Below are 15,354 nucleotides of genomic sequence, written 5' to 3' on the forward strand. Positions count from 1 at the left end.
CGGCATTCCTAATCCTCCCCCTTGTGGGGAGGGTGCCCGGCAGGCGGGAGGGGTTTTGATGCGGAGTGCCCCTATGCCTTCCGATGTAAATGCCATGGCTTTCGGGGAGGGAGGCTTTCGATGGGGACGAGACTTTTGAAAACGCTGCTTGTCATGCTCGCCGGTCTGGTCGGCGGCTATCTGGCAGCACTCGGTGTGGGACTTGCGGCCTTCGATGTCTTCGAGGTTTCGCAGCTTGAGGGCGCCAACGCCATGGGACTGCTGTTCTTCATCTGCCCCGTGGCGGCGGTGGTCGGCGCTCTGGTGGCGGGCATCTGGTACTGGATCGTTTCCGGCAGACGCAATCCTGAGACGAGAGCCGCGCCGGGAACGAAGGCCGGTATCGCATGGTTGGCCGCAGCCGCGGTCGGCGGATGGCTTGCCGGCCTCATGCTGCAATGGTTGCTCGCCGGCCGCTCCTACGAAACCTATGTCGTGGCGCTCGCCGTCTCGCTCGCGCCGTGGCTCGGGGCGATAGGGCTTGCCGCCGCCGCATGGTGGATGCAGCGGCGGGATTGAGGCAGCGGAAGCCGGGGTAATCACGGCGAGGACGGAACCATAGCCAGCGCCTCGATCTCCACCAGCCATTCGGGCATGGCGAGGGTTTCGACCCCGACCCATGTGCTGGCGGTGACCGGCCAGCGCTCGGCGAACGCCTCCCGTCCCACCTCGAATATGGGGGCGATCAGCTCCGGCTGGTGGCCCACGACATGGATGCGCATCTGCAGGATCTGCTCCGGTCCGGCGCCGATTGCTGCAAGCGCGTGCCGGATATTGGCGAAGCACTGGCGCGCCTGCCCGGCATGGTCGCCGGGCGCGACGAGGTTTCCATTCTGATCGAGCGCCACCTGTCCGGAAATCGCTGCAAGCCTTGACGCGGGCGGTGCAATGGCGATCTGGGCGATGTGACCGACGAAGGATTGCGTGAGGCTCGGCGGGTCGAGCCTTTCGATCGACATCATCTCACGCTGCCGCATAGAGGTACCCGTCGGGCCTGATCGTCATTGCCACCGGCTGGCCCATGGGGAGATCGGCGGGCGGGACGCTCTTCATCTTCGCGGAGATAGTCGTGACATTCTCCTCCCGCAGCCAACCCGGACGTGCTGCGCGAATGCCTGGCTGAAGGGAAAGATCGAGCCACCGGCCATCCTGCATCAGGCGATAGAGCGTGGTCTCCGAGCCGTCGTCGAGCACGAGTTCGACATCGCCAACCGATGTGCCTGCCTTCGGATGGTCGGCACTGATGAGGTCGGTATCCGTTCGACCGTAGCGAACGCCGAAGCCGGAAAGCTCCGCCGCCAGCCGGTGATTGACCGCCGGGATTTGCAGCAGCCCGTTCAGGGCATCTCTCAGCGCCAGTGTTGCCGGGTTGAATTCGGTCATCAGGGCGACCTGGGCAAGCGTATTCTTGTACAGGCCTTCACCCACCGGGCGGCGTTCCTCGCCATAGCTGTCCAGCAGCGATGCGGGAGCCTGACCGCGCACCACCATGGCCAGCTTCCAGCCAAGGTTCATGGCGTCCTGAAGTCCGACATTCATGCCCTGACCACCTGCCGGCGCGTGAATATGCGCGGCATCGCCGGCAAGCAGGATGCGGCCGCGCCGGTAGCTGTCGGCAAGGCGCGTCTCGTCCGCGAAGCGCGACATCCAGATCGGATCGCGCGCCCCGAAATCACTGCCGAGAATGCGTCGGGCGGATTGCGTCACTTCCTCAAGCGTCACCGGCTCGGTGCGGACCACATGGCTGCGCAGGGGATCGACCAGAACGATGCGGTGATGCTGTCCGTCTCCAAGCGGCGCCACCATGGCGCATCCGTTTTCGTTGACGGTCGACAGGACCGACCGTGCCGGCGGAGCCGCCAGCACGACATCGGCAAGCATCATCGTGTGACGGGCGGGCGCGCCGGAAAACGGGATGCCAGCGCTTTCCCGCACGATGCTTCTCGCGCCATCCGCGCCGACCAGATAGGCGCAGGCATGGACCGCCCCCTCCGTCGAAACGAGTACCTGCCCATCCTGCTCTTCGATCTCCGTAACGCGCTCGCCGCGCACCACTCTGGCGCCGAGTTCGATGGCGCGTTCCTCAAGCTTTGCCTCCGTATCCGACTGCGGCAGGTAGAGCGTGAAGGGGAAGCGGCTGTCGAAGGTGGAAAAGTCGAGGCGGGTGTCGAGCACGCCGAAATGCCCGCTCGGGATCGGCCGGCCGGAGTCGAGGAAATGCTTTTCCAGGCCCCGAAGAGCGAAAAGCTCGATGCTGCGTCCGTGAATGGTCAGCGCGCGGGATTGCGGGCTGCGCTCCGTTCGCCGCTCGAGGACCAGGACATCGACGCCCGCAAGCCTGAGTTCGCAGGCAAGCCAGAGCCCGACTGGCCCGGCGCCGACAATAATGACTTCGTGAAAATTCTGCATGGCATATCTCCAATCTAACGTTGTTAGGTTGATCTAACGATGTTAGGGAGTCAAGTGAGAAAGGAGAAAATCATGGCTGTCGTGAAGGAAGAGGTGATCGCCACTGCGCTGGGCCTGCTCGATGAGAGCGGTTTGGAGGGGCTGACGATGCGCAAGCTCGCGGAAACGCTGAAGATCCAGGCGCCGTCGCTCTATTGGCATTTTGCCAACAAGGATGCCCTTCTCGACGGAATGGCCGAAGCGTTGCTGGTGCCGGTGGCGGTGGAAATGCGGGCGGGCGAAGCGTGGGACGTGCGTCTCGTGGCAATCGCAAACGAGCTGCGCCGTGCGCTGCTGTCTCGTCGCGATGCCGCGCGCGTCTTCGCCGGCACGTTTCCCGTCTCCGGCAACGTGCTGCGGGTCGGGTCTCAGGTGATGGAATGTCTGAAGGAGGCGGGCGGCGACGAGCGCCTGGCCGCCTGGGGCACGTTCACGCTGCTCTATTACGTGCTCGGCTTTGCGATAGAGGAGCAGGCCTTCGCGGAGAAGCAGGGCAAGCAGCAGGCGGCGGCCCATCCGCCGGAATTGCTGGAAGCCTATCCTCTCGCCGTCTCCGCGATGGCGGAAATCACCGGCGAAAGCAGCGACGAGCGCTTCGGTTTCGGCCTGCAGATGCAGATTGAAGGCTTCAGGCATGTCGCCGCCCGGCACAGGGCGGCGAAAGAAAGCGATGCCACCGGTAAGGGCGGCACCGCGCTCAGGAAGGGCTGACGGCTCAGGCCCGCTGCGGCAAAAGCGGATAGCCGACCATCACGGCGCGGCCGGCGAGGCCGGCGACGGCTGCCTTCAGCAGATCGCCCGGAATGAAGGCCATCGAGCCGAGGAAGGCCTTCTGAAATCCGAGGCCCGCGCCGAAGGCGAGATAGCCGATGCCGAAGAGATAGAGCACCACGACACCGCCGATCGCGGCCGCCGCGAAGAAGCCGAGCGTCTGCGGCAGCGCCGCCATGGCCGGCCGCGCGAAGCGCTCGGCGATCAGGCCGGTGACATAGGCGGCGGGAACCCAGCCGATCAGGAAGCCGACCGTCGGGCCGGCGAAGACGGCAAGACCGCCGCGACCACCCGAGAGCACCGGCAGGCCGATGGCGACCAAGAGGATGACGAGCAGCGGCGCCAGCGCCCCGCGCTTCGCCCCGAGAATGACGCCCGCTAGCATGACGCCGAGCGATTGCAGCGTGATCGGCACGGGAATGAAGCCGAGCGTGATCGGCGGGATGAGGCCGAGTGCCACGATGATCGCGGCAAACAGCGAAACGAGGACGAGGTCACGGGTGTTCATGGTGTCTCCCTTGGTGCATGCCCGCCTGCAATGGCGGCGGCGCTTGCGAATTTCCCCCAGCCCTTGCTCATTGGCCGCGAATGCCGCGCGCGTCAATGGCGGCCGCGATGTTGTCGGCATCCTTCAGCGTCGAAATGATGAGCGGCCCGAGGATCGTGGTGACTTTCGGCCGGATGCCCCGCGCCCGGTGCGCCTCGCGGATCGCCTCGTAGCGCGTCAGGATCTCCGGCACGAAACGGACCACCAGCCCGACAGCAAGCCCGATATCGGCGGCCCTGACCAGCCCCAGCCGTTCCAGCGGCGAGGTGGCGCGGGTGATGGTGTCGATGAAGGCCGAGACCGTGGTGGAGGCCGTGACCGCCGCACCCAGCATCATCAGCGTGGAAAGCCGAAGCGTCGTCACCATGGCCTCTTCGGCGCTTGTCAGCAGAAGGTGGAACAGGCCGACCAGCAGGATCGTCGCCAGCACGGGCCGGAGCGGCCTGATCGCCGCGGTGATCGGTTGACCGAGGCTGAAATAAAGCCCACTCGATAAAACGAGCGCCGGCACCAGAAAGCGCGGATCGCGGGTGAGGAATATGAGCACAGCGGCAAGCGCCAGCCCGGCGATCTTTAGCGCTGCGGGCAGACGGTGCATCGGGCTCTTGCCGGCAACATAGAGGCTCCTCATGACAGCGCAAGCTCCCTGTAGCGGGCAATTGCTGCCTGCGCCGCGCCATCGAAGGCAAGCTGCCCCCGATGAAACACCAGCACCCGGCCATAGCCGGAAACGAGGTCGAGATCGTGGCTGATGACGATCGCCTGTTGTGGCAGCGCGTCGATTGCCGCCTGCACCATGGCGCGGTTCTTGAGGTCGAGCTGATTGGTCGGCTCGTCGAAGATCACCAGTTCAGGCCCGGTGACGATCACGGCGGCAAGGGCCGCGAGCTGCAACTCGCCGCCGGAAAGCTCATGCGGCCGTCGGTCCGCCAGATGGGCGATGCCGAGTTGCGCCAGCACACCGTCGACCGCCAGGGTCAGCGCCTCGCCCTTCGCGCCCCGGCTCTTCGGCCCGAAGGCGATGTCGTCGCGGATGATCGGCAGGATGATCTGGTTGGCCGGGTTCTGGAAGATGAAACCGGTCTTCGAAAGCACCGCCTTCTCGTCCTTCACCGTATCAAGCCCGTCGAGCGTCACCCGGCCGGCGAACGGTTTCACCAGCCCGTTGATGAGCCGCGCGAAGGTCGTCTTTCCCGAACCGTTGAGGCCGATCACACCGATGCGCTGTTCCCCAAGCACAAGATCGAGCGGCTGAAGCGCCACATAGGCGCCGTAACGCACCTCGGCCCGGTCGAACGTGATCTGCAAGCGGCTTCCCCCGATATCAACTGGAGGTCTCTATAACCCCTGCGGCGGGGGAGGGAAATATGTATCGAAACAGCGGCGGGAGCGGTGATCGAATATTGCCGCGCCCGGTTGACGCAGAAGAAATATCCTCACATCACGCATTGAACATATCATGAACATCCGCTAGCTTCTGCTCATGGCGATTCCAATTTCCAACACGCAGGCGCGAAAAATCTTCATGGAGCGGCAGGGGCTTTCCCGGCCGCCGCATCTGGCGCTGGGCATGGCGGGGCTCTTCGATCTCGTGTATGATCTCGGCTTCGTGCAGATCGACAGCATCGCGACGGTGGAGCGCGCCCATCACCAGATCCTCTTTTCGCGCAACCAGACCTACCGGCCGGAGCATCTGTCCGCCCTGATCGAAAAGGACCGGGCGCTGTTCGAGCACTGGACGCACGACGCCTCGATCATTCCTTCGGCCTTCTTTCCCTATTGGAAGCACCGGTTCAGGCGGCGCGAGGCAAAGATCCTCGAAAACTGGCGAAAATGGCAGGGCGAGGGCTTCGATCGGGCCTTCGAGGAAACCTACGCGCGCATCCGGGAAAACGGTCCGGTCATGGCGCGCGAGGTGAAGGCGGAGGAACACAAGTCCGGCGGCTGGTGGAACTGGCATCCTTCGAAGACGGCGCTCGAATATCTCTGGCACACCGGCAAGCTGGCGATTGCCGGACGGGAGAATTTCCAGAAGATCTACGATCTGTCCGAACGGGTTATCCCGAAAGAGCATTTCGAGGCGGAAGTCGATCACGACGCCTTTGTCGACTGGGCCTGTCGAAGCGCCCTGACGCGGCTGGGCTTCGCCACCTCGGGCGAAATCGCCGCCTTCTTCGATCTCGTCAGCCCGCAGGAAGCCAGGCTCTGGGTGGAAAGCCACCGCGACGAACTGGAGGAAGTGGCGATCGAAACGGTCGATGGCGGCAGGCCGCGCGCATCCTTCGCTTTTGCCGAGGGGCTGGAAACGCTGCTCGACGCTCCGGAGCCGCCGGCCCGCATCCGCACGCTCAGCCCATTCGATCCCCTGATCCGCGACCGTAACCGTACCGAGCGCCTGTTCGGCTTCTTCTACCGCATCGAGATCTTCGTGCCGGAACCGAAGCGGGAATACGGCTACTATGTCTTCCCGCTGCTCGAAGCCGACCGCCTGATCGGCCGCATCGACATGAAGGCCGACCGCAAGACGGGTGTTCTCGATGTGAAACGGCTCTGGCTGGAAAAGGGCGTCAAACCCTCCGCCGGCCGGCTGGAAAAACTGCAGGCCGAGCTTGCCCGCATCGCCCGCTTCGCCGGGGTGGAGACCGTGGTGCTCAGGGACGGCTGGCTGGGATAAAATTTAAAAAGGGAGGGGCCTTGTGTCCGACAATAGCGACTACCGCATCGAAGCCCGCGTGCCCGGCATCGAGGATTACCTGCGTTTGCGCCATGTCTCGGGCCTCAGCCCCTTTTCCCGCGAGGCGGCGGAGAAGGGCCTGCCGAATTCGATCTTCGGCGTCTGCCTGATGCGGGGCGAGGAGGTGGTCGGCATGGGCCGGATCATCGGCGACGGCGGTTGCTTCTTTCAGGTGACCGACATCGCCATCGATCCGGTGCATCAGGGCAGGGGACTGGCAAAGCGGATCATGCAGGCGCTTTCCGATTTCATCGCGACGCTGCCGAAATCCGCCTATGTCAGCCTGATCGCCGACGTCCCGGCCAACCGCCTCTACGCCCAGTTCGGCTTCGAGGAGACCGCACCCCGCTCCGTCGGCATGGCGCGCAAGGTGGCGTGAGCCGCCGGCCGCTTTTATTGGAAGGTCACAGGTGGTTGGTGCATCAAACCGTCTGCCCGGCGGCTCGAAAAACTGTAAGCTAAACTCGCCACGCTTCGTGCTCATGGAAACGGTGGGTGCTGAGGGCTGGCTGAGGTGAGAGAAGACACCCTGTGCTCGAGCGCTCAGCGCCAACACCGGAGGTCGCGACTGCCGCAAAACTCGAGGAAGCTGATCTTACTGCTGTGAGCCTTGCGACGCATGGTGCGAGCGCATAACAACGTGAATTCCGCTCGTCTTGGTTCACATGACGGTAAAAGGGATTGATCTGACGGTATCTGCAACATGACACTGCAAGAATTTTATCGCGCGTACATAGGTTGCCTAAATCGCCAAGATTGGGATGAGCTGAGGCGGTATGTTGCCGACGATGTCAAACATAATGGTCGGCCGCTTGGGCTGTCAGGCTACCGCTCGATGCTGATCAAAGACTTCGAGGACATCCCCGACCTACGTTTCGTCATAGATCGTCTGGTATGCGACCCGCCCCTTATTGCGGCGAGGTTGATGTTCAATTGCTCACCAAAAAGCGATTTCCTTGGCTTAAAGATCAACGGCCGACGCATTTCCTTCGCAGAAAACGTGTTTTACGAGGTGAAGGGCGGTAAAATAATCGATGTGTTTTCCGTGATCGATAAAACCTCGATCGAAAATCAGATTGCTTGAGCCGCCTTTTGCGATGGCCAATGACCGCTTCGGACCGCCAAACAGGCCAGCGGCGTTTCGAAAACGCCATCCCGGCATGGCTGTCTCCCAACTCGAACGGCCATCGCCCCACCCGTCGCGTGCGACGAGGCGAAAACCTGAACCGGATCGGAACAGCATCCGGCTATCCCGATTGCAGACGCTCAAGCTCAGCCCGCGTGAAGCGCGGCGTGATGTGCTGCGGGCAGTTCCAGTCGTACGCCTCCACCGCGATGAGGACGAGGCGTTCCACGCGAGCGGGGTAATCCGGCACGGTCAGCGCCTTCGCCAGAACCGGATCGTCCGCGGCATCGATGATGTGCATGTGGCCGAAGATCTTCAGGCGTTGCTGGTGAGCATAGTCCATCAGGAACAGCGAGACGCGGTCATTCGCGCGCACATTGCCCGTCGTGATGTATTGCCGGTTGCCGCGAAAATCCGCAAAGCCCAGCGTCGATGCGTCGACGGTGGCGAGAAAGCCCGGAGGCCCGCCACGGTACTGGACATAGGGCCATCCCGTCTCTGAGACACTGGCGATATAGAAGCCGTCGCGCGCCCGGATGAAGGCCGTTTCCGAGGGACCGAGGGGTTGCCTCGGCCCGGCATCGTCCGCTTGGCCGCGCGCGCCTATCCGTGCCCACTGCGCTGCGCTGCCATAGTGTTCCTGCGCGGCCGCGACGGAGGCCGTTGTGGCGATGCTGAGATATCTCGTGCCCATGCGTTTTTCCTTCCGCAACCGCGCCGGAGCGGCCCTCAGTTCTGTAAGGCCCAGTCCGCCACCTGCCAGCGCAGCTGCCCGCGGTCGGCGACGACGCGGCCGAGCCCCGGAAAGGGCATGTGCGTGGCGGCAATCAGCGCGCCTTCCGAGGCGGCGCGAGGAAAGAAGCGGTCGCGCATCGCCTTGGCCGCGACGGGGTCCTGCTCGAACAGGAAGAATACATCGGTCGCTCCAGGATGCACGACCGGAAAGATCATGTCCGAAACCATGATGAGGCTCTGCCCGCCATCCTCGACCCGCACGCCGATATGGCCGGGTGTATGGCCGGTCAGGTCGACGATGGAGACGCCCGGCACAATCTCGCGCTCGCCGTCGATCGCCTGGAGTTTCGGGTAGAGGCGCACGACCTCCTCAGCCATCTGGAAGCTGGTCTGCAGATAGTCGGCTGCGCCGCTGCGCTTGGCCGGATCGGTCCAATGCTTGACGTCGCGACGATCGATATAGAGTTCGGCCTCGGGGTAATTGTTCTTCCCTCCGAGAACCAGGCCGCCCATGTGGTCCTGATGCATATGTGTCACGATCACCGCGTCGATCTGATCGGGCTGCACGCCAAGCCTACCGAGCGCCTGCGGCAGTGCGCCGGTCTGTCCGATCGAGCCGGCCGCTCCGGCATCGATCAGGATACGGTGTGCGCCATCCTCGATGAGATACTGGTTGAAGAGGAAGCGCACGCCGCTCGGCCGGGCGGTGAACTGCGCAACGGCCGCCTGCTCGACCTCGGCCGCCGTGCGCCCCGGAAAATAGTCGTAGGGCATATCGGCATACCCGTCCGTAAGGGCGGTCACCGTGAAACGGCCAATGCGGATCTGCGCCAGCGGCGTAACGGTGGCCGGCGTCTTCGCGACCTGGTGCGTTGCGGCAAGGGCGGGCGTGGAAGTGCCACCGATCAAACCTCCCCCGAGGAGGCTCACCCCGCCGAGGCCCAGAGGAAGGGCGCTGACAAAGGCGCGACGTGAAAGTTGAGACATGACTTCTTCCTCCGGATCATTGGAAATGCGGGAAGCCGGCCGGCGTCCCCTCGACGGAGTGAAGGCTATGACATCCACAACGAACGGGGTATCCTGCCATTTATGGAGCTTTCCTCTCAAACTCCGGAAGGATTGAATGGATCGGTTTGATGCGATGTCGGTGTTGTTGGCGGCGGTGGATGCCGGCAGCCTCTCTGCGGGCGCGCGGCGCCTGAATGCACCGCTCGCCACGGTCAGCCGAAAGGTCGCCGATCTTGAAAACCATCTTGGCACACGACTGGTTCTGCGCACGCGCCGGGGCCTTGCCCTGACGGAGGAGGGGCGTGCCTTTGTTGCCGCGTCGCGTCGCATTCTGGAAGAGTTGAACGCGGCCGAACGGCAGGCCAGCGGCGATTATGGCGCGTTGCGCGGCGGGCTGCATGTGACCGCGCCGATTGTCTTCGGCGAGCGCTATCTGCTGCCGATTGTGCTGGAATTCCTGAAGGAGCAACCCGACATCAACCTGAGGCTGAGCCTGGTCGATCGGCAGGTAAGTTTCTCCGACGAGCATGTCGATGTGGCCCTGCGGATCGGGCATCTGGCAGACAGCGCATTGATTGCCACGCGCATAGGCTCTGTCCGCCGGGTGATCTGCGCGAGCCCGGACTATCTCGCCCGCCGGGGAGTGCCGCTTCGGCCGGATGACCTCGCCCAGCATGACGGCATAAGCTTCCAGGGCTTCGCAACCGCGCCGGAATGGCGCTACCGCCGGGACGGTGCGGCCTTTGCCGTCGAACCGCGCTCCAAGCTCGCGGTGAACACGACGGAGGCTGCCATTCAGGCCGCACTGGCCGGCATCGGCATCATACGCGTGCTGTCTTACCAGATTTCCGATCAGTTGCGCTCCGGCGCGTTGCAGGAATTGCTGACGGAGTTCGCGCCGGAACCGCTTCCGGTGAACGTTATCCACCGACCTGCCGATCCTCTGCCGCTGAAGGTACGATGCTTCCTTGACTGGATAGGGCCCCGCCTGCGCGCGCGCATGTCCCAGTAGCCCCCCGCTATCCTGGCTGGCCTCCCTTGATGACCGTCAGACGCCGCCTTCGGTCCGCAACGGATCAACAGCAGATACCCCCGGCTTTCCCGCAACGAAACGCCAATTCCCTCGTCACCGTCGTTTCGCCGGCGCCGGGAGAGTGGTGTTGCGGGTTGGATGGCTGGGGTGAGGTGAGGGTGGCTTGGGGGTGATCGATTTGGGGCTATAGCCATCGGAATGCCGCTGCAGGTTGTTATGAAGCGGCATGGCTTCTATCGGCCAATCCCCTCGATTGTTTTGGCCCCAAGCTTTTTGGTCTCGTCGTTGATGATGCCATATCCGCCCTCTATCGATGCGATCTGCTGCGCAGTCGCGCCCGGCCCTAGGGCCGCGATTTCGCAAAACATCCCTTCGCAGCCTCCGGGCGTCACGATGCCGAGCATCCGACCCATCCCTTGGCCAATATTGCGCCAGGCATGTTCGACGTTCGGCGGTAAAACCACGACCGAGCCGGGCGGCGCATCGAACACCTGATCGGCGCACCAGAATCGGTAGGTGCTTTGCAAGACCCTGAACATTTCGGTTTCACGGGTGTGCGTATGAGGTGCCGGACCTTCTCCGGGCGGAGTGAACGTTTCCCATACACCGAGCGCACCGTCCGTTTCGCTCTTCAATGCATGTATGACCAGCCTGGCGCCAAACGGCGTCATCGCCACACGTTCGCTACCCGGAAGTGAGATTTGAGCGCTCGTGAAGTTCGAAACCATCGGTCTCTCCTTTGGCTGACGGTTTTCGCATCTTGCCCGCCAGGCCTCTTTGGGTCCCAAAGGAATTCCAAAAAATGTCAACGGCCGCCGCCGAATTCAGTCGGGAAGGCCTGCCAGCCTCATCGAATCCACGACCATCTGGAACCGGTCGGCGTAACGATGTCTCAGGCGAACGATATCCGACATCCGCATGGCCGGAGCTTTCGACATAAGGCGAGACAGGACATTTCTCGCTTGCTCGATGCGGCCCAGCTGGACATGGGCGGCAATGAGCATCCAATAGGCTCCAAGCCAGTCTCCGTTCTGTGCGATGCTGCGCAGCGACCAGGAAATCGAATCCTCGAATTCTCCCTGGAACAGGCGGGCAATAGCGACGCCCGCATTGAGCTCATAGTTGTCGAGTGCCCCCGGAGCGATTCTCAAGGCGCGAAGGAAGCCTTGGCGGCCGATTTCCACCTCGCCTGCCATCACGTTTGCAAAGGCACAAAGCGAAAGCACGGTCGAATTGTGGGGGCAGCGCCGTTCCGCCTCTGCCAACATCGCCAGACTTCGTTCCGACTCGCCTGATATGTTGAGGAAGACGAGCGCGCAAATGGCGTCGACCAATGGGTCGCCTGCGCTGTACCGTAGAGCCCGTTCGGCAAGCTGCAACGCTCTTGCGCGCTCCCTTTCCGACATGCCCGATCCGAATGTGTCAAGTCGCTCGTAAGCCCAGGCAGCATGTGCAAGCCCAATTGCAAAGCGGTCGTCGGACTCGGTCGCCTGTTCCAGGAGCCGTATGGCCTCGTTCCGGTCTTCCGCAGAGGTCCCGCGGAAGTAGGGCAATGCCTGAAGATAGAGATCGTAGGCACGGAGGACGGAGGGAGGGCTGCGGCGCAGGCGTTCTATCTCCGCCTTTCTGATGCCGGGTTCGACGACGCCAGCCACCGCCTCCGCTATCCTGTCTTGAAATTCGAACACTTGGCCGAGTTCACCATCAAATCGCTCGCTCCAGCGTTGCCTGGCTTTTTCTGTCTCGATCAACTGAACGGTAACTCTCAGTCGGTCGCCCTGACGCTGCAGGCTTCCGGAGAGCGCGTAACGCACGCCCAACTTCCGGGCTGCGGATCGAAGATCGAGACGTTTTTCGACAAAAGCGTGGGTTGCGCTGCGCGAGAGTACGGAGAAGGTGGTGAACCTCGAAAGGGCGGTAACAATGTCTTCGACAACGCCATCAATGAAATACCGCTCCGATCCGTCGTCCGAGAGGTTTTCGAATGGCAGGACCATAAGCTGCGGGCCGCTGTCGTCGACAGGGGCGGCTGGTTCTTGGCCTCCGGAAAAACGGTAGCCGACGCGCGGTACAGTCTCTATCCACTCCCCGCCCGATGGCGCGCGGCCTAGCGCTTTGCGAAGCGCTGCGATCTGAACCGAAAGATTCGCCTCGCCGACCGTACGCTCTGGCCAGGCAATTTCAATCAACGCTTCCTTGGATACCACGGCGCCATCGGCTTCCAGCAGGGCGACCAGAAGGGCAAAGGCCTTGCTGCCGAGCGGTACGAGTCCACCCGCACGCACCACCGTGCCGGCGGCGGGATCGACGGAAAAAGTGCCAAACGAGAAAGTCTCCTGGGCCATTTACCCAGGATAGCCGAGTTTGCATCGGCATACATCTCCGAGCCAGACGCCAGGTTCACTGTCGTGATAGCGAAGAGGCCTTCTGGCTTCGGACCGAAACCCCGCGGTGATGCGGAAGCCGCAGTTACGATTGCGGCAATCCGAGACCGTTCGGCAGCGAGATCCAGATGACGGTTTGCGCTTCTGTGGAATGGCGCGACAGATGACCCTTGCCATGCGTGTCCTCCACCAGCACAAAGCTGCCGGCTGGAACGTGGCGCACATCTCCATCGCTCGTTTCATATTCCACCGAGCCATCCAGCCTGACTGTCAGCACGGGCTCCGGCACCGTGTGCCATGAAACTTCGCGCATGCCGGCAGGAATGTGGGTAAGGCGGACACGGGATGCCGGATAACTGGCCGTAACGTCGAACGGCGCGGCGTCGGGATGCACCGAAAGCGATGTGGTCGGCAGTTCGATTTCATCGAAGTGCGATTCACCATCCGGGCTTGCATGGATGCGCAGGCACTTCATCGCTGCTGTCTCCTTCGGCGTCGCGAACGGGGCAAGGCATGCGTATCATGCGGATGCAGGCGACGCTACCGGTCCGGTGTGAAGTTCAGTGGAGCCGATGGGAACCGCGGCCGGCTCCCGGCAAGGGCGGTCATTGTAACGGTCGTGTTGCAAACCCGCGGTAGCCTCCAGCAACGGGATCTCTATGTTACTGCCGAGGACCGAATGAGTGTGACATTCGAAGAGCTGAGCGAACGCATTGGTCAAGTGGGAGAGCTTTATGCGCGGGTGCATAACATCACGCGCAGTGCAGATTGGTATCTGCTCAAGCTGACGGAGGAACTTGGCGAGTTGACAGCCGAACATCGGCTGGTTGGCGGCGCAGCCAGACCAAACGCGGATGGTTCAGGAGGCACTCGCGAATCCCTCGAGAATGAAGCGGCCGATCTTTTCGGGCAACTGGTGCTCTATTTGCGGGCAAATGATATCGACATTGTTGCCGCGATCGAGCGGAAGTGGTTGCGGCATCTGGATCACTACGTTGAACTCGACAAGATAGCCTCCGCTTCTCCTTCGAAAGCGACCTGACGTCTCCCATCATCCCCGCATCGCCCGCTCCAGCGCCGCAAACACCTTCGCATCGCCGGATTGCGCAACATTGAACCGCAGGAACCGCGTCGCCGTCTGCGAGACACTGAAGGCGTTGCCCGGAGCGAGCACAACGTTGTCCATGAGCGCTCGGCGGGCGACGTCGGCGGCGTCGAGGCCTTCGGGGAGTTCTGACCAGAGAAACATGCCGCCGCGCGGTTCGATCCATGGCTTCAGGCCGAGCGCCTGGAGTTTCCGGCCGGTCTCTCCCATGGCGCGCGACAGGCGGTCGCGCAGCCCGTTCATGTATTTCCGGTAGGTGCCGTCCTTCATCAAGGCGAGCACCAGTTCGGCCGAAAGCGCATTGCCGCCGAAGGATGTGGCGATCTTCAGGTCGGTCAGCCGCTCGATGAAGTCCCGCCTTGCGGCGATGAAGCCGCATCGGGCTGCAGCCGTCAGCGTCTTCGAGAAGCTGCCGATATGGATGACCCGCTCGAAGCCGTCGAAGGCCGCAAGCCGCGGCGCCGGCTCCAGCTCGAAATCGGCGAAGATGTCGTCCTCGATGATCGTCAGCCCGGCCTCATCGGCAAACTTCAGGATGCGATGCGCGCTGACCGGCGAAAGCGTCGCGCCGGTCGGGTTGTGAAGCGCCGAATTGGTGATGTAGAGGCGCGGCCGGTGCTCGGTGAGTGCCGCGGCGAAGAGCGCCATGTCGGGGCCACCAGGCGTGTAGGGCACACCGACGACCTTGACCCGATGGGCTCTGAGCAGCGCCAGAAAATTGAAATAGCAGGGATCGTCGACCAGCACGGTGTCGCCCGGCTCGACGAGAAGCCGCAGCAACAGGTCGATCGCCTGCGTGCCCGATTCCGTCAGCATGATCTGGTCCGGCGGCACCTCCATGCCATGTTCCGCCATGCGGCGCGACAGGAGATGACGCAGCGGCAGCAGGCCAAGCGGCGTGCCGTAGTCGGTGAGCACCCTGTCTTCCGCCCGTGCGATGTGACGAAGCGAACGGCGCAGCTCCGCCTGCGGCATCCACGAGGCTGGCAGCCAGCCGCAGCCCGGCTTCAGCACATCTTCGGTCGCCTCGAGCGATTGCCGCGACACCCAGAACGGATCGACCGCCCGGTCGAGCTTCGGGCCGATTTCCGCGAGCGTCAGCGGCGGCAGGTGCCCGGCGACATAGAAGCCCGAGCCGCGCCTGGACAGGATCAGCCCTTCCGCCGCCAGCCGGTCATAGGCCTCGACCACGGTCGAGGTGGAAACCGCCATTGTCTTCGCAAGGCTGCGGATCGAGGGAAGCTTCGCCCCCGGCGAAAGCGTGCGCGCGCCGATCCGCTGCCGGACGGTCGCCATGACCTGCCCGACCCGCGTCCCGGTACCCATCTCAATGATCTCAGGCATCCGTACTGCTCACTTGACCATTACAGTTTGTTAAAACTGTAATGCACTGTGCCTGAAAAATCCATCCGCCATCACCTATC

General features: G+C 63.0%; 18 protein-coding genes. 7 read left to right on the forward strand and 11 right to left on the reverse strand.

What is annotated here, in order from left to right; translation table 11 throughout:
• The first annotated feature begins 120 nt into the window (after positions 1–120).
• Entirely contained in the window at positions 121–558 is a 438-nt protein-coding gene (locus tag J5N58_RS18000) for a hypothetical protein (protein ID WP_113443256.1), read from the forward strand.
• A gap of 20 nt (positions 559–578) precedes the next feature.
• Here the strand turns inward: J5N58_RS18000 and J5N58_RS18005 are convergent, their stop codons facing one another.
• Both J5N58_RS18005 and J5N58_RS18010 read right to left on the reverse strand, forming a co-directional pair.
• Positions 579–1,001, reverse strand: coding sequence for a RidA family protein (locus J5N58_RS18005; protein WP_244712050.1), 423 nt, complete (start codon positions 999–1,001; stop codon positions 579–581).
• Between the two features lies 1 nt (position 1,002).
• Positions 1,003–2,448 (reverse strand): FAD-dependent monooxygenase, encoded by a 1,446-nt coding sequence (locus J5N58_RS18010; protein ID WP_244712052.1) that lies wholly within the window; start codon positions 2,446–2,448, stop codon positions 1,003–1,005.
• A gap of 72 nt (positions 2,449–2,520) precedes the next feature.
• Between J5N58_RS18010 and J5N58_RS18015 the strand changes: the two genes are divergently transcribed.
• Complete coding sequence (locus J5N58_RS18015; protein WP_113466867.1) at positions 2,521–3,198, forward strand: TetR/AcrR family transcriptional regulator C-terminal domain-containing protein; 678 nt, start codon at positions 2,521–2,523, stop codon at positions 3,196–3,198.
• A 4-nt stretch (positions 3,199–3,202) separates the two neighbouring features.
• Here the strand turns inward: J5N58_RS18015 and J5N58_RS18020 are convergent, their stop codons facing one another.
• The 3 genes from J5N58_RS18020 to J5N58_RS18030 form a co-directional block, all read right to left on the reverse strand.
• Positions 3,203–3,766: a biotin transporter BioY gene (locus J5N58_RS18020; protein ID WP_113443259.1), complete on the reverse strand. Its 564-nt coding sequence runs from the start codon at positions 3,764–3,766 to the stop codon at positions 3,203–3,205.
• A 67-nt stretch (positions 3,767–3,833) separates the two neighbouring features.
• Positions 3,834–4,436: an energy-coupling factor transporter transmembrane component T family protein gene (locus tag J5N58_RS18025; RefSeq protein ID WP_244712054.1), complete on the reverse strand. Its 603-nt coding sequence runs from the start codon at positions 4,434–4,436 to the stop codon at positions 3,834–3,836.
• Positions 4,433–5,113 (reverse strand): energy-coupling factor ABC transporter ATP-binding protein, encoded by a 681-nt coding sequence (locus tag J5N58_RS18030; protein WP_244712056.1) that lies wholly within the window; start codon positions 5,111–5,113, stop codon positions 4,433–4,435. Before J5N58_RS18030 ends, J5N58_RS18025 begins: the two co-directional genes overlap by 4 nt.
• A gap of 175 nt (positions 5,114–5,288) precedes the next feature.
• Here J5N58_RS18030 and J5N58_RS18035 point away from each other — a divergent pair, with 175 nt between their 5' ends.
• From J5N58_RS18035 to J5N58_RS18045, 3 genes are all read left to right on the forward strand, one after another.
• Positions 5,289–6,479, forward strand: a complete 1,191-nt coding sequence (locus J5N58_RS18035; protein ID WP_244712058.1) for a winged helix-turn-helix domain-containing protein — start codon at positions 5,289–5,291, stop codon at positions 6,477–6,479.
• 22 nt (positions 6,480–6,501) lie between these two features.
• Positions 6,502–6,918, forward strand: a complete 417-nt coding sequence (locus J5N58_RS18040) for a GNAT family N-acetyltransferase (protein ID WP_244712060.1) — start codon at positions 6,502–6,504, stop codon at positions 6,916–6,918.
• Positions 6,919–7,242: 324 nt separating this feature from the next.
• Entirely contained in the window at positions 7,243–7,623 is a 381-nt protein-coding gene (locus tag J5N58_RS18045) for an ester cyclase (protein WP_113443264.1), read from the forward strand.
• Positions 7,624–7,786: 163 nt separating this feature from the next.
• On the opposite strand, the gene J5N58_RS18050 is transcribed toward J5N58_RS18045, so the two are convergent.
• Both J5N58_RS18050 and J5N58_RS18055 read right to left on the reverse strand, forming a co-directional pair.
• On the reverse strand, positions 7,787–8,359 hold the full coding sequence (locus J5N58_RS18050) for a pyridoxamine 5'-phosphate oxidase family protein (protein WP_113466871.1): 573 nt from the start codon (positions 8,357–8,359) through the stop codon (positions 7,787–7,789).
• Between the two features lie 35 nt (positions 8,360–8,394).
• Entirely contained in the window at positions 8,395–9,387 is a 993-nt protein-coding gene (locus J5N58_RS18055) for an MBL fold metallo-hydrolase (protein ID WP_113443266.1), read from the reverse strand.
• 136 nt (positions 9,388–9,523) lie between these two features.
• Here J5N58_RS18055 and J5N58_RS18060 point away from each other — a divergent pair, with 136 nt between their 5' ends.
• On the forward strand, positions 9,524–10,420 hold the full coding sequence (locus J5N58_RS18060; protein ID WP_113443267.1) for a LysR family transcriptional regulator: 897 nt from the start codon (positions 9,524–9,526) through the stop codon (positions 10,418–10,420).
• A gap of 254 nt (positions 10,421–10,674) precedes the next feature.
• Here the strand turns inward: J5N58_RS18060 and J5N58_RS18065 are convergent, their stop codons facing one another.
• From J5N58_RS18065 to J5N58_RS18075, 3 genes are all read right to left on the reverse strand, one after another.
• Positions 10,675–11,169, reverse strand: coding sequence for a cupin domain-containing protein (locus J5N58_RS18065; protein ID WP_113447863.1), 495 nt, complete (start codon positions 11,167–11,169; stop codon positions 10,675–10,677).
• Between the two features lie 96 nt (positions 11,170–11,265).
• On the reverse strand, positions 11,266–12,786 hold the full coding sequence (locus J5N58_RS18070) for a winged helix-turn-helix domain-containing protein (RefSeq protein ID WP_244712062.1): 1,521 nt from the start codon (positions 12,784–12,786) through the stop codon (positions 11,266–11,268).
• Positions 12,787–12,910: 124 nt separating this feature from the next.
• Complete coding sequence (locus J5N58_RS18075; protein WP_112829673.1) at positions 12,911–13,300, reverse strand: cupin domain-containing protein; 390 nt, start codon at positions 13,298–13,300, stop codon at positions 12,911–12,913.
• A gap of 204 nt (positions 13,301–13,504) precedes the next feature.
• Between J5N58_RS18075 and J5N58_RS18080 the strand changes: the two genes are divergently transcribed.
• The gene (locus J5N58_RS18080) at positions 13,505–13,867 is read left to right on the forward strand and encodes a nucleoside triphosphate pyrophosphohydrolase family protein (protein WP_244712064.1); all 363 of its coding nucleotides are present in this window, start codon (positions 13,505–13,507) and stop codon (positions 13,865–13,867) included.
• A 9-nt stretch (positions 13,868–13,876) separates the two neighbouring features.
• Here J5N58_RS18080 and J5N58_RS18085 read toward each other — a convergent pair whose 3' ends face one another.
• Entirely contained in the window at positions 13,877–15,274 is a 1,398-nt protein-coding gene (locus tag J5N58_RS18085; protein WP_244712066.1) for an aminotransferase-like domain-containing protein, read from the reverse strand.
• Between the last annotated feature and the right edge of the window lie 80 nt (positions 15,275–15,354).

It is taken from the genome of Paenirhizobium cremeum, from assembly GCF_022884085.1.
GTDB classification, from domain to species: domain Bacteria; phylum Pseudomonadota; class Alphaproteobacteria; order Rhizobiales; family Rhizobiaceae; genus Allorhizobium; species Allorhizobium cremeum.

What these genes read in the sequence shown, in the direction of transcription:
- J5N58_RS18000 (WP_113443256.1), top strand. Translation starts at nt 121, where the DNA reads ATGGGGACGAGACTTTTGAAAACGCTGCTTGTCATGCTCGCCGGTCTG.
- J5N58_RS18005 (WP_244712050.1), bottom strand. Translation starts at nt 1,001, where the DNA reads ATGATGTCGATCGAAAGGCTCGACCCGCCGAGCCTCACGCAATCCTTC.
- J5N58_RS18010 (WP_244712052.1), bottom strand. Translation starts at nt 2,448, where the DNA reads ATGCAGAATTTTCACGAAGTCATTATTGTCGGCGCCGGGCCAGTCGGG.
- J5N58_RS18015 (WP_113466867.1), top strand. Translation starts at nt 2,521, where the DNA reads ATGGCTGTCGTGAAGGAAGAGGTGATCGCCACTGCGCTGGGCCTGCTC.
- J5N58_RS18020 (WP_113443259.1), bottom strand. Translation starts at nt 3,766, where the DNA reads ATGAACACCCGTGACCTCGTCCTCGTTTCGCTGTTTGCCGCGATCATC.
- J5N58_RS18025 (WP_244712054.1), bottom strand. Translation starts at nt 4,436, where the DNA reads ATGAGGAGCCTCTATGTTGCCGGCAAGAGCCCGATGCACCGTCTGCCC.
- J5N58_RS18035 (WP_244712058.1), top strand. Translation starts at nt 5,289, where the DNA reads ATGGCGATTCCAATTTCCAACACGCAGGCGCGAAAAATCTTCATGGAG.
- J5N58_RS18045 (WP_113443264.1), top strand. Translation starts at nt 7,243, where the DNA reads ATGACACTGCAAGAATTTTATCGCGCGTACATAGGTTGCCTAAATCGC.
- J5N58_RS18050 (WP_113466871.1), bottom strand. Translation starts at nt 8,359, where the DNA reads ATGGGCACGAGATATCTCAGCATCGCCACAACGGCCTCCGTCGCGGCC.
- J5N58_RS18055 (WP_113443266.1), bottom strand. Translation starts at nt 9,387, where the DNA reads ATGTCTCAACTTTCACGTCGCGCCTTTGTCAGCGCCCTTCCTCTGGGC.
- J5N58_RS18060 (WP_113443267.1), top strand. Translation starts at nt 9,524, where the DNA reads ATGGATCGGTTTGATGCGATGTCGGTGTTGTTGGCGGCGGTGGATGCC.
- J5N58_RS18065 (WP_113447863.1), bottom strand. Translation starts at nt 11,169, where the DNA reads ATGGTTTCGAACTTCACGAGCGCTCAAATCTCACTTCCGGGTAGCGAA.
- J5N58_RS18070 (WP_244712062.1), bottom strand. Translation starts at nt 12,786, where the DNA reads ATGGCCCAGGAGACTTTCTCGTTTGGCACTTTTTCCGTCGATCCCGCC.
- J5N58_RS18075 (WP_112829673.1), bottom strand. Translation starts at nt 13,300, where the DNA reads ATGAAGTGCCTGCGCATCCATGCAAGCCCGGATGGTGAATCGCACTTC.
- J5N58_RS18080 (WP_244712064.1), top strand. Translation starts at nt 13,505, where the DNA reads ATGAGTGTGACATTCGAAGAGCTGAGCGAACGCATTGGTCAAGTGGGA.
- J5N58_RS18085 (WP_244712066.1), bottom strand. Translation starts at nt 15,274, where the DNA reads ATGCCTGAGATCATTGAGATGGGTACCGGGACGCGGGTCGGGCAGGTC.